This is a genomic window from Nonomuraea wenchangensis (assembly GCF_900111685.1).
Classification (GTDB): Bacteria; Actinomycetota; Actinomycetes; order Streptosporangiales; family Streptosporangiaceae; genus Nonomuraea; species Nonomuraea wenchangensis.
Map to the genome: position 1 here is coordinate 621975 of NZ_FOHX01000004.1, position 12475 is coordinate 634449.

At 64.9% G+C, this 12475-nt stretch carries 13 protein-coding genes; 10 read left to right on the forward strand and 3 right to left on the reverse strand.

Going from position 1 to position 12475, the window contains the following annotated elements:
- Positions 1-283: 283 nt before the first annotated feature.
- The 3 genes from BMW85_RS15425 to BMW85_RS48455 all read left to right on the forward strand — a co-directional run bounded on the left by BMW85_RS15425 (position 284) and on the right by BMW85_RS48455 (position 2264).
- Positions 284-511, forward strand: coding sequence for a GntR family transcriptional regulator (locus BMW85_RS15425; RefSeq protein WP_091081748.1), 228 nt, complete (start codon positions 284-286; stop codon positions 509-511).
- 483 nt (positions 512-994) lie between these two features.
- Complete coding sequence (locus tag BMW85_RS52540) at positions 995-1537, forward strand: DUF1643 domain-containing protein (RefSeq protein ID WP_425434337.1); 543 nt, start codon at positions 995-997, stop codon at positions 1535-1537.
- 103 nt (positions 1538-1640) lie between these two features.
- Entirely contained in the window at positions 1641-2264 is a 624-nt protein-coding gene (locus BMW85_RS48455; RefSeq protein WP_143082297.1) for a PDDEXK family nuclease, read from the forward strand.
- 228 nt (positions 2265-2492) lie between these two features.
- Here the strand turns inward: BMW85_RS48455 and BMW85_RS15435 are convergent, their stop codons facing one another.
- Complete coding sequence (locus BMW85_RS15435; protein WP_218155790.1) at positions 2493-2783, reverse strand: helix-turn-helix domain-containing protein; 291 nt, start codon at positions 2781-2783, stop codon at positions 2493-2495.
- 7 nt (positions 2784-2790) lie between these two features.
- Here BMW85_RS15435 and BMW85_RS15440 point away from each other — a divergent pair, with 7 nt between their 5' ends.
- Together BMW85_RS15440 and BMW85_RS15445 are read left to right on the forward strand one after the other, a co-directional pair.
- Positions 2791-4590 (forward strand): DNA methyltransferase, encoded by a 1800-nt coding sequence (locus tag BMW85_RS15440; RefSeq protein WP_218155791.1) that lies wholly within the window; start codon positions 2791-2793, stop codon positions 4588-4590.
- Between the two features lie 116 nt (positions 4591-4706).
- Positions 4707-5165 carry a hypothetical protein gene (locus BMW85_RS15445; protein ID WP_091081753.1) on the forward strand — a complete coding sequence of 153 codons (459 nt, stop codon included), beginning with the start codon at positions 4707-4709 and terminating at the stop codon, positions 5163-5165.
- A 638-nt stretch (positions 5166-5803) separates the two neighbouring features.
- On the opposite strand, the gene BMW85_RS15450 is transcribed toward BMW85_RS15445, so the two are convergent.
- Entirely contained in the window at positions 5804-6463 is a 660-nt protein-coding gene (locus BMW85_RS15450; RefSeq protein ID WP_091081754.1) for a response regulator, read from the reverse strand.
- A complete protein-coding gene (locus tag BMW85_RS15455) occupies positions 6460-7635 on the reverse strand; it encodes a sensor histidine kinase (protein WP_143082298.1) in 1176 nt (391 codons plus the stop codon). The genes BMW85_RS15450 and BMW85_RS15455 overlap by 4 nt, the downstream gene beginning before the upstream one ends.
- 158 nt (positions 7636-7793) lie before the next feature.
- Between BMW85_RS15455 and BMW85_RS15460 the strand changes: the two genes are divergently transcribed.
- The 5 genes from BMW85_RS15460 to BMW85_RS15480 all read left to right on the forward strand — a co-directional run bounded on the left by BMW85_RS15460 (position 7794) and on the right by BMW85_RS15480 (position 12457).
- Positions 7794-8429, forward strand: coding sequence for a hypothetical protein (locus BMW85_RS15460; RefSeq protein WP_091081757.1), 636 nt, complete (start codon positions 7794-7796; stop codon positions 8427-8429).
- 115 nt (positions 8430-8544) lie between these two features.
- Complete coding sequence (locus BMW85_RS15465) at positions 8545-8850, forward strand: alpha-amylase inhibitor (RefSeq protein ID WP_091081759.1); 306 nt, start codon at positions 8545-8547, stop codon at positions 8848-8850.
- Positions 8851-9145: 295 nt separating this feature from the next.
- Positions 9146-9580: a nitroreductase family deazaflavin-dependent oxidoreductase gene (locus tag BMW85_RS15470; RefSeq protein ID WP_091081760.1), complete on the forward strand. Its 435-nt coding sequence runs from the start codon at positions 9146-9148 to the stop codon at positions 9578-9580.
- Between the two features lie 209 nt (positions 9581-9789).
- The gene (locus tag BMW85_RS15475; protein ID WP_091081762.1) at positions 9790-11448 is read left to right on the forward strand and encodes a hypothetical protein; all 1659 of its coding nucleotides are present in this window, start codon (positions 9790-9792) and stop codon (positions 11446-11448) included.
- A 109-nt stretch (positions 11449-11557) separates the two neighbouring features.
- A complete protein-coding gene (locus BMW85_RS15480) occupies positions 11558-12457 on the forward strand; it encodes an ABC transporter ATP-binding protein (protein WP_091081763.1) in 900 nt (299 codons plus the stop codon).
- Positions 12458-12475: the final 18 nt, after the last annotated feature.

Consider the following 12475-nt stretch of genomic DNA (forward strand, 5'->3'; position numbering starts at 1 on the left):
GGGCTCACCGTCCTTCGCGGCGCGCGATCGCCAGCGCGAAGCTGGCGGATGTCGCGGTCGATGAACAGGCGTTGGCGAGCGAGGAGCTGTCTCTAGTCGCACGGCGTGTCCTTGCCGACCAGCAGACCGGAGCGCCCGAACGGAGCCCCACCCGGAGGGGTCCTGAACACTCGCTCACCAACGCCATAGCCGCAACTTATCTGAGCCTGTCTTAGCCTGTCTATAGCATTCTTAGCAATGCCTGTTCTATGCCGTTAGGTGTAGGGATACCTAGAGTCGTCCCGTGATCGAATGGGACCCGCGGCTCTACAAGTGGGAGCAGATAGCCAACGTCGTGGCCGAGCGCATCGGCGACGGTACCTACCCGCCCCTCACTCTCATCTCTGAGGTGAAGCTGCAGGAGGAGTTCGACGTTGCACGAGTGACCGTCCGCAAGGCGATGGAAGCGCTCAGGGAACGAGAGCTGATCACCACGAAGCCAGGCAAGGGCTCCATCGTGTCCCCACAGTAGTCATGCTCGTTCCCTGAACCGCCGTACCCCGGATGGCACTTGCGGGGGTCATCTGGCCACGACAAGCCGCCAGCGTCAAGCATCAACCGAAACTCTTCTCAGGCCCCGCAACACCAGGTCGGCTGGGATGTTTCACGGCCCGATGAGAACTTTCTCTACGGTTTCAAGGGCAGCCCGCCTGCGGCGGCCTGCCGCGCGTCGGGCGGTCGCTGGCCGCGCTACGGCTCTCCGGCCGGTCGCGGCCAGCGCCGCCACGCGCTGACCCAATGATCATGGACGCCGCCCGCAAGGCGGAGCAGCCCAGACACGGTAACTCAGTGGCGTAGGAAACGAGGAGCGGTCCTAAACGGTGCCTTGGCCCTGATTGCGCGGGAAGACATGAGCCGAGTGGACAAGCCTTAACACATTCGGCATATCCAATCCAGTATTCCGAGGCCTGCACGATGTGGAATAACATTTGAGGAAGACGTGAGCGAGCAGAAAGTGGCACACCACACCTTGTGTGCGGTGCTCTTGAATCCACCCGTGGGGACTCCCGTCCAAACCCCAACTTATAAAAACTTAGTCTCTGCGCTATCCGTAATTGGGTGCGACCTCCTGGAGGTTGTCAACCTATTGGACATTCCTTCCAAGGGACTGGATGCACTAGGGGATGCCCGTGTCGAAGTAGCCGACATTATGAGGTCACGAGAAGCCATTGAGGCCTCAATGGGTCGTGCACACGAGCTTCTATTCGCATGGGGAACGAGCGTAGTACGCGGTAGGTATGCAAATATCCTGGCTGAACAAATAGCATGGGTCCATCGACTCGCACACAATAGCGATATCCGCGAGGTTTGGATGCTGGCCGGCGATCCACGCCACCCGTCACGTTGGCGACAGTACGTTGGCCCGCAAAAAGGCCGCATCAGTGGTAACACGTTCGAGGAGAGGTTAGCAAAAGCGCTGGTGCGATATCCGCTCACTTCGACGGCGAGCTACTCTCTTCGGCCAGCCAGTACAGCGCTCTCAACCAACGAGTCTTAGGAAATGGACTCGTGGTACAAAATGGGTGCTCGGCCCCATCTCGGCGCACAGTGTTACTCATAGTCTGTGGACGATTAGGGCAAGATCGACAATTCTTCGGTGCATGACTATCGACAGCGAAGCGTCGGAGAGCCGCAAGAGATCGCTTTTGATTCCATCTGGCGATATTCGCGATATCGTGGAGCTGGGGACACAACTCCAACGCGAGGCGTCCGGATATAATATCCATAACGTTTTCGACGATGGCGGATATAAAGAGCTGCTCCTTCTTAAGCTATTTGGCCTCCATAAGCTAGGTCGGACGGGCGATGATGCCGCCGATGATGACGGAAATCAGTACGAGATAAAGACCGTAGCGCGGGTTAGTTCGAGCGGAAAGCGAAAGACGAGCCTTTCCGTTACCACCGAGCATACACTGACGATTGAGAACCTTCGGCGCTATCGATCTGTTCGACTCTGGATCGTAGCCGTATTCAATCAATCTCATCCTGAAGCAATCTATGAAATCACGCCGCAAGCATTGGAGCGGTATTTCAGCGATTGGGAACAGAAGCTCATACGGCAGGCGGAAAACCGAGTAGACGGTGGCGCCCCGTCGCATCTGAACAACCCCAAGATTCCACTGAATTTCATCAGGCAAAATGGAGTTCGAGTGTGGCCCGAAGGCGAATTGCCTATGCCGGATTACGTTAAGCAAGGGCTTTTCGAGACTGAAGATTTGCCGTAGCAGCGCGTAACCGTCAAACAGTAGACAGTATGGCCGGGAGCATCGGTGATGGCATATATCGTCATCGCCGATGTTGCGTCGCCCGTTGGAGTCCCCGGCAGACGTCCTCCGTAGGACGCCTGCTAAAGCACCTAGATGAGCTCTTGAGACAGTTCCCCACGCCTCTTTTGCGCGGCATCGGGGTTGTCTGAATCTGCTGTCTTCTTTGAGCTCGATTCAGTATCTCCCTCAGCTCTGCTCGAAGAGGCGAGCCGGCGAGACTCCCAGAGCTTTAGCGATGGCAAGGATGTTGTCGATTCCCAGGTTCCGCTGGCCACGCTCTACGCTGGACATGTAAGTTCGGTGGATGCCAGCGAGATCGGCAAGCTGCTCCTGTGAGAGCCCCCCGGCCTCCCGGAGCTCGCGTACACGGTTGCCGAACGCCACCCGCTGGGGATGGAACTTCGCCTGCCCCTGCTCGGTCACGAAGATCGACGGTAGGGCGATGTAGACGATGAGGCTACAGACTATGAGTAACATTGAGGGCATGACGGAGGAGCTCAACGTAGGCAGGAGCGATCCTGCCTACATGGCACATGCCTACCTGACCAAGGTCCCTGTTCCTGCGATCATCCCCTTTATTGAGGCTCATGCGTTGCCAGGCCAGACCGTTCTCGACCCCTTTGCAGGCTCTGGAATGACGGGCGTTGCAGCCGCTATGACAGGGCGGTCTGCACGTCTCTATGACATCAGTGTCCTAGGGCAGCATATAGGGAGCAATTACGTAAACCTGGTAGACGGTCACCTCCTGGCTAAATATGCGACAGAAGTAGTCGAAAGCTCCAAGAATCAGCTGGGGGATATCTACGCGATTCAGTGTCTTCGGTGTTCAAGGCAGGGTAATCTCGTCAAAACGGTCTGGACCATCATGGTTCAGTGCGGCTCGTGCGGAGTGTCGGTCAATTATTACCGCGCAATGGAAGCGGCAAATTGGGTGAAGCCGGAAATGGTATGCCCGAGCTGCTCGGCCTCTGTCAGTAGCCGGAACCGGCGAGTGGGAGAGGAGCCAGTCCTCGACTATATCGACTGCCGATGCCGGTCGACTCAGATTGAGCAGGCATCTCAGCGACCCGTACTTGGAATTGACATCGAGAGCCTGCCCTATCCGCGTGTTGAGATCACGCCTGATCGTCAAATGTACAAAGCGTCCGCGCTGGGCAAGAGCGGCCTAACCACAGTCGCATCCTTTTACTCTGAGCGTAACCTCGCAGTTCTAACGACACTACGAGAGGAGATAAGCAGGGTTGCCGACGACCAGATTGGTCGGAAGCTCTTTTTTGCGTTTACCGCTTGCCTCACGCGCGCATCAAAGAGATACCAATGGTCGCGCCAGCGCCCACTAAATGCTGCAAACGCGAACTACTACGTCGCGCCTGTATTTTACGAATGGAATGTGTACGAACTCTTTCTTCGGAAGGTGACAGCCGTAGCTCGATCCGACGAGTGGATCTCAGGCATTCGCAAGAAGTATGTAGCAGGGGCCGAAGTTCGGCCAGATGTGACATATGAAATCAGCAGCGCCGAGAATATCCCCCTTCCAGACAATAGCGTAGACTATGTCTTTACGGATCCGCCCTTTGGATCAAACCTTTTCTACGCCGATATGGCGCTCTTTCAAGAGGCATGGCTGGATGGCTTCTCTGACGTGGAGAAGGAGGCTGTAGTCGATCGCAGTCGCGACGGAAAACGTTCGGCCGGTCGATACGAGGATCTCATCACGTCAGCACTCTCCGAGTGCCGCCGAGTCGTAAGACCGGGTGGCAGCATTAGCGTGGTCTTCGGCAATTCCTCTGGACGAATGTGGGCGCTCGTTCAGCGATCAATTCGCAATGCTGGACTAGCGATCGTTCCTGAATCCCTTACGATTCTCAACAAGGGTCAGCGTTCCGTGAAGGGCCTTGCGTCGGGTTTTGAACACGTTGCCACGCTTGATCTCATTATCACCATGGTGGCAGCAGAGGGCGACCCGGCGCCACTGACCCATATTCCCGACGGTGAGATCGCTCGCGCTGTCCGCCAGCTTGCTAACAGCAACCAGGGGACTACGCCTAGCCATCTTTATCTAGAGATGCTGCGAACAGCGATCCGTAATGGCTGGATGCTCGACGAGCTGGATCTCAGCGTAATCACCGAAACCCTCACTCAGGATGGCTGGACAATCCAGCCTAAAACCGGCTGCCTTAAACGCGGGGATGCAAAGGATAGTTTCACAGACCTCTCATCCATGCCTGCATCGTCAGCGGACGATTCTTCTGAGAGATTTGTGGCAAATCCGCTCTTCTCCTGAGCGGGAGCGCAACCGTGAGGGGCGGAGCTGCACGCACACGATGTGCGGCTCTTGCTGCCGCGTCGCTTCCGTTGCTCGTGCATGGCGACCCTGCGCTGTGGCTCGGATACCGCAGAATGACGTGGTTACTGTCATGCTCGAAACAGCTTTCTGATCCGATACAACCGTCTGACGACGTCTCCACATCGGTCCTCGACCTCTTCACGATGATGGACATGGGGAAGTCTCAGAAAGCGGGCGAGGGGGAGTCCCAGAAGCGGCGTCAGCCAGCCAAGTCCGAGCAGGCCAATCCTGACCCTGCGCAGCCGAGCGCCGAAGAGCTCAGGATCCGACGGAGGTTGGGAGAGATCGCTTCCCAGCGAGCTGCGGCCGAGAAGCTGGGACGGAAGCTTAAGGTCACGCAGGAGGAGCGAGAGCTGCGAGCCGGGCAGGGCAAGTTCATGCGGATCAGGGCCAAGACGCCCGGCACTCCTGAGTACCGCAACCGCCAGCATCAGCGCGAGGCCGCCCAGACTGATGAGGCGATTTGGAACACTGCCCACGACCCGGAGACCTTCAACTCCGACGATTGGTGATCCATCATGGGCTGAGGGACCGCGCGGAGCCCGTCCGGCCAAGGGCCGGCTGGCGTGGATCGTCCTGGACACAAGTTCGTACTCGTATTGAAGTGTTCGGCTGAGGCCATGACGATCGCTGACTTCGGTACTCGCCGTCCGGATCGGGGCGATCGGCTGCCGCGGACCGACTTCGTCGGTCCTTGCCATCGGGCACCGTGGGATCCGTGACGGCAACGCTGACGGCAACGTCGGCCACCAAGCTCACACGCAGGGCACCACGGACGGTCGGCTGACTCCTGGTAGCAGTTGGGAAGCAGGGCGATTGCTACACCTGAAAAGCGGAAGGTCGGCAGTTCGACCCTGCCCCTGACCACCAGCCTTGAACAGCAAGAATGCCCCGAACAGATCATCGTTCGGGGCATTCTGATGTCTGGCGACAGCAATGTTCCCGCCGAGCCGTGGCGAGCGCCGCACCGGTGTAACCGCCCCGGCAGTTACGGCAGCCACGGCCAGGCAGGTCACCAGCTGCGATCGCCGCCGTCCCGCCTCGGCATTCCGCATGATCTCCTGGGCCACGGGACCGCAGTCAGCCTGATTCTTCCCCCGTCAGCCCTCGTACGACCACGGGCTCCGTGTGGCTGCCGACCTGGATCTGATCAGGCGCCCTCGCCGGGACGGACCAGCCCGGACTCGTAGCCCAGGACTACGGCGTGCACCCGGTCACGGAGGCCGAGCTTGGCGAGTATGCGGGTGATGTGCGTCCGGACGGTCGCAGCGGAGATCACCAGCCGGTCGGCGACCTCCTGGTTGTCGAGACCCCGTGCCATCAGCGTGAACACCTCGAGCTCGCGCGCCGTCAGCCGGGAGAACGCGGCCGGCGGGCGGCCCGGCGGCGGCGTGGCGAGGAAGCGTTCGATCAGCCTCCGGGTGATGGCCGGTGCGAGCAGCGCCTCGTCACGGACGACGGTCCGGCAGGCATGGACGAGGTCGGGAGGGTCCACGTCCTTGAGCAGAAACCCGCTCGCGCCGGCGCGCAACGCGTCGTGGACGAGGGCATCGTCGTCGAAGGTGGTGAGCACCAGGACCTTGGCCGTGGCGCCGGCCCTCGCCAGCTCACGCGTCGCGCCGATCCCGTCGAGCACAGGCATCCGGATGTCCATGAGGACGAGGTCCGGCCGGAGCTCGCGGGCGGCGGCGACCGCCTGCCGCCCGTCGGCGGCCTCGCCCACGACTTCGAGATCTTCCTCGGTCTCGAGGATGAGCCGGAAACCGGTACGCACGAGCGACTGGTCGTCGGCCAGCAGGATCCGGATCATGCCACGCTCACAGCTCTCACCAGGGGTAGCCGTGCCTGGACGCGGAAGCCTCCGCCCGGCCGGGGCTCGGCCTCGAGGTCGCCCCCGCACAGCCGGGCCCGCTCCGCCATCCCGATCAGGCCGTAGCCGGCCCGCTCGGGCGGGTTCACCCGCGACGCGGGCCGGACCGCGCCGTCGTTCTCGACCGTGACACGCACGGCATCCTCGTCCACCACCACGAGGGCACGGGTGGGTGCGCCCGTGGCGTGGCGCATGACGTTCGTGAGGGACTCCTGGACGATCCGGTAGGCGGCCAGGTCGACCGCCGGTGGCAGCCCGCCGACCGAACCTCTGACCGTCAGCTCAACCGGCACGCCGGCGGCACGCATGTCGTCGGCTAGGTCGCCGAGCCGGGCCAGGGAGGGACGGGGCCCGGCCGCGGGAACGCCGTCGAGGCCCAGCAGGAACCGCAGCTCGGCGAGCGCGGACTTGGCGGTGGCGCGCACCGAGGCGACCATCGAGCGGGCCTTGTCCGGATCGGACTCCATGATGCGCTCGACCGCGCCGAGCTGGACCACCACCACGCTGACAGCGTGTGCGAGCACGTCGTGCATCTCCCTGGCGATGCGGGAGCGCTCCGCGTCCCTCGCCTCACGGGCCCGTTCCTCCCGCTCGTGCTCCAGCTCGCGGGCCAGGCGTCGCAGCTCGGTGATGCGCAGCTGCCGGTCCCGGATGGTGCGGCCCGCGAGCCAGGGCGCGAGCGTGATCAGACCGGTGAACGCGAAGTCGGCCACTGTCTGTGACGCGGCGAACGGGATCGCGCCCCACACCAGGGCCAGAGCCGCGACCAGGCCGACGAGCGCCCTGCGGAGCGGGGCGTGGACGGCGACCGAGTAGACGGTGAGGATGAGCGCGATCACGGGCGCGTAGCCCTGGCTCGTGACGTCCGCGCCCAGGCCCTCCCCGACGAAGAGGGCCGACCATCCGATCAGTACGGCCGGCAGGGGCCATCGGCGACGCAACGCGACGGGCGCCGTCATGGCGACCGAGATGATCAGCGCTGTCGCGGCGCCGTCCCCGGCCATCACCTGCCCGGCACCGAGCGCGACGAGGACGGCGGCCACCGCGGAGTCCACGAGCCGCGGCCGGGCCCTCAGCAGCTGTGCCAGGGCCCCGGCGCCGTCCTCGGTCATGGCACGAACCATAGCCGCGCGCTGCCCGTACGGCATCGCCCCGGGGAGGTAGCCGCGTACGAGCAGGCTCGTACGCGGTTCGGCGTGACCTCCGACGATTCCGCCGCCGTCCGTCCCTAGCCTCGGCGGCACCAATCACTGCTCTCCCGGAGGTCCACATGTCACGCCGAAGTACCGCCGTCGCACTGCTCACCGCCGCCGTCGCGGGCCTGGCCGGCACGATCCTCCTGCCGGCGTCCGCCGACGCCACCGCTCAGCTCGCCCTGATCGAGGCGGAGCCCGCCCGCTGGACGGGTGCGAACGTGCTGCTCGTCATCTCGTTCCTGTGTTTCGCCGGTGGCCTGTTCGCGCTCACGGGGCTCTTCCGTGACCAGGGCTCGCGGCTCGGCGTCGCCGGGGCGGTCCTCGCGGCGCTGGGGTGGGCGCTCCACATCGGTCCCGTCGCCTACGTGATGGCCCAGTACGCGCTCGCCCACCACCAGGACCGGGCAGGTGCGGCCGAGATCGCCGCGGCGATGTTCGAGGCACCGCCCTTCGTCGTGCTCATCGTCCCGGTGCTGCTGACGACCGTCGCGGGCACCCTCGTCCTCGCCGTCGCCCTCTGGCGGACGCGGCTGGCGCCGTGGTGGGCGGCGGTGACGCTGGTGGTGGCCCTGGCCGCCGACTTCACGGCGCCGGACGCCGTGTCCGGGATCATGATGTTCGCTCTGATGGGTGTCGCGTTGGCCCCGCTGTCCGTACGGCTGTTCGCGCTGGAGACGACCGCCGGGGCCCGGGTGGCCGCGCAGGCCTGACTCGGCCGGCCACGGGGTGGCCCAGCGCTTTTAGTGATCTTGTAGCGGTTCGCCAGGCCTTCCCCTACCCTTGGCCGGAACCGCAGATGATCATCAAAAGTCGAAAGGACGTACGATGAAGAAGGCAGGCTTCAAGGCACTGGCCGCCGCCTCGGGCGCCGCACTCCTGCTGGTTTCCGGAGCGGGCAGCGTGAACGCGCAGACCGCACTGGCGTCGAGCTGCATGGTGAAGGTCGACAGTGGCAGGACCATAACCGGGAACCCCTGGGTCAAGGTGAAGAACAACTGCGCCTGGAACTACAACGTCAAGGTCGTGTGGAAGTACGGGCCCGACAGCACCTGCAAGCTGCTCCGGCAGGGCGAGACGCGGAGAAGCGAGTCGACCCCCACCGCGGTTTACGAGGCCACGAATATCTGCTGACGCTACGTAAAGCATGAGGCCGTAAGAACACCGGCGAGCGTAAGTCCTTCGTTCTCACGGCCGAGCGGCCGGGGATATGTGTGAAGGGCTTCACGCTCGCTGTACCGGTCGCGGTAAAGGCCGACCCTGACCAGGTGAACCTCATTGCGGGGCTGGGGCTTTCGGGGGTCGCCCGGCTCGGGGTGAGTGCAGCGCGCCAAACAGAGAGCACCGCTCTTGACAGTGAGCGACTCTCGCGCCATGCTTGTTCTTGAGCGAGAGCAGTGCTCTCGGAACTCTCTGCTGAGGAGCCGGCATGTCCCGCTACATCGAACCGACCCGCATGGACCACCTGTTCAACCGCATGGTTGCCCGGTTGACCCGGCTCGGGATCAGCCTCTTGGGCTCCCGGATCCTGTACGTACGCGGCCGGACCAGCGGCGAATGGCGCACCACGCCGGTCAACATGCTGACCCTGAACGGCTCCCGCTACCTGGTCGCACCCCGAGGCGTCACCCAGTGGGTCCGCAACCTGCGTGCCGCCGGGAACGGCGAGCTGCACGTGGGCCGCCGCGTCGAGACGTTCACCGCCACCGAACTGTCCGACGACGAGAAGCCGGCCATTCTCCGGGCGTATCTGAAGCGCTGGGGTTGGGAGGTCGGCCGGTTCTTCGAGGGACTCAACGCGAACGCGTCCGAGGAAGAGGTGCAGGCGGTCGCTCCGGGCTTCCCTGTCTTCCGGATCAGCTAGGGAGACTCGATGGCTGAGGTCAGGGCACGCGGCGATGCTGCGGGGCGAGGAGCCGGAGCCTACGAGGCACCTCCATAGCGAGAAGTGGCACTACTAGGAAAAGCGAAGAAGCGCTTCAGCACGACTCTGCGCTTCACCCGTCATGATGACGATCCGCCTCTGCGGTCCGTCATCAGGAGTCGCAGCCGTCGGCCGTACTACGATCATGCGTGCGATTACACCGTCTGGCGGCTTCCGCCTACTTCGCCGTCGCCCTCGGGTCGGTCGGCCTCAGCCTGGTGATCGGGTCCGCGACGCCTGCGTGGCTGGTCACCATGTGGTATCCGCCCGGCGAGGCCGTCGAGGGGGTGCCGCTGCTGCCGGTGCTGGGCGGGTTGCTGCTGCTCGGGCTGGTGAACGCGTGGATGTTCTGGGAGGTCCTGCGTAGGCCCGCGCCGGCGGGCATGCCCATGGGCAGGGCGGCCGTGTGGTTGCGGGTGCTGCTGTACGCGAACGTGGTGTGGCTGCTGATCCCCTCGTACCTGCCGGACCTGGTCGAGACGGTCATCAGCCTGGCGCTCTGGGTGCCCGCGCTCGTGCTGCTCACGGTGGTGGTCACCGGCTCGGGGCGGTTCTTCCGGCTGGCGCTGCTCCTGTTCGGGCTGGCGGAGCCGGCCAGAGCGGTCATGGACGCGCTCGCCGACGACGCGCAGCCCCTGATCTTCGTGACTCCGGCCTACCGGGTGAGCATCATGGTCACGGGACTGGCCGCGTTCGTCATGATGGTGATGGTTCTGCTCGCGCAGCGGCGCGACGGGCGTTGGAGCCGGGGGACGCTGCTCGTCGGGGTGGGGACGTTCGCGAGCGCGTTCCTGGTGGAACTGGTGGACGCTCTGACGAAGAGCGGCACGATCGAGTCGATCGCCGAGGCGATGGACGTCCTCTACCTCGTCTGGCTGGCGCGTACGGCCCGCGAGCTCAACCGTGAGCCTCAGCGGGCGGCGCCGCTGCGTGTGCCCACGGCGGTCACGGCCGTGGGCGCCGTGGCCCTGCTGATGGTCGTCGGGCCCGAGTACGCGCCACGGCTCACCTACACCTGGCGCGGCGAGCAAGGCTTGGACTGCCGGTTGAGCTGGGCGCCGCCGCGGGTCGCGGACATCCCCGTTCACGAGCGTGAGCGGGCCTATCTGTGCAGCGTGAGCAAGTCCGACCGGGAGGTCTCCGACCAGGAGCTGATCGGCAAGGGGAAGGCCGCGTGCGCCAGGTTCGCGGGCGGGCAGCCGGTCAGGGCGCGGCCCGCGCTGCTCGCGCTGCTCTGCCCGGAGGTGATCGGGCGGAGACATCCGGAGCTGCTGTTGTCGTCCGCGCAGGTGGAGCGGCAGCGGGCGGAGGAGAGGAGCCGGGTGCGCGAGCAGTTGAGGCGCGAGGCGCGCGAGGAGGACGCCCGGTGCCGCGATCCGTGGCCGGCGCTGCGCACCCGGTTCCAGGCGACGGCGTCGTACTACGACTGGGACGGCCGGCCCTACGGCATCCACGACGCGGAGGCGGACACCTCGCGGGACGCCGAGAGGATCTGGGACGCCTACTCGACCGAGTCGTTGGCGGTCAGCGGCCAGCTCGCCCTGGTCTTCACGCCCGCCCAGGACTGGGCGACCTGCGTCACGGCGAAGGCGCTGCGCTCGGCCCCGCCGCCGCTGAGACGCCGAGGCTGGGACAAGGTGGTCGAGGCGGACATCGTCAGCGGATCGGGCCGCCTGGTGATGCAGACGCTCTCGGCGAGCAGGGTGCGCTTTCCCGATCTCGCGCGTGGCGGCCCCGGTCGTTACCGGCTGCGGCTGTACACGCGGCAGGGCGTGGACCTCATCCTCGTCTATCCGGCCCGGCGGTGAGCGCTCCGGTATCCACCGTTCGGTGGATTTTTCGGTCAGCAGGGTGCGGGGGAGATCGTGGCCGCGCGGTCGATTCGGAGGTGGGGCCGGTAACAGCATGCTTTGAGTCATGGCAGTCATCGAAGTCACCGACCTGCGCAAGAGCTACGCGGGGCTGAAGGTTCTGGACGGGGTGTCGTTCTCCGTGGAGGAGGGCGAGATCTTCGGGGTGCTGGGGCCGAACGGCGCCGGCAAGACGACCGCGGTGGAGTGCGTCGAAGGGCTGCGGCGGCCCGACAGCGGGACGGTACGGGTCCTCGGCCTGGACCCGGTCCGTGACGCGCGGCGCATGCGTGAGCAGATCGGGGTGCAGCTCCAGCAGACCCAGTTGCCGGAGAACCTGAAGGTGTGGGAGGCCCTCGACCTGTACGCCTCCTTCTACGCCGACCCGCGCGACTGGCGGGCGCTGCTGGAGGAGTGGGGGCTGGCCGAGAAGCGGAACGCCCGGTTCGGGAAGTTGTCCGGCGGGCAGAAGCAGCGGCTGTTCATCGCGCTCGCGCTGGTCGGCAAGCCGCGGGTGGCGTTCCTGGACGAGCTGACCACCGGCCTGGACCCGCAGGCCCGCCGGGCCACCTGGGAGCTGATCAAGCAGGTACGCGCGAGCGGCGTCACCGTCGTGCTGGTCAGCCACTTCATGGACGAGGTCGAGGAGCTGTGCGACCGGGTGGCGGTGCTGGACCGCGGCCGGATCGTGGCGCTGGACACGCCGTCGGGGCTGCTGGAGGGCGAGCACCGGATGCGCTTCACGCTGAAGGCGGGCGAGGCGCCGGACCTGACCGGGCTGCCGGGGGTGACGGGGGTGTCCCGTACGGGGGAGCGGGTGGTCGTCACGGGCCACGGCGACTTCGCGACGGCGGTCACCGCGCACCTGGCCCGGCACCAGGTGCTGGTCAGCGATCTGCGGATCGACAAGCGCACGCTGGACGACGCGTTCGCCGCGTTGACCGGCCGGCCCTTCGACGACAACTGACGAACACCTAGGACGGAC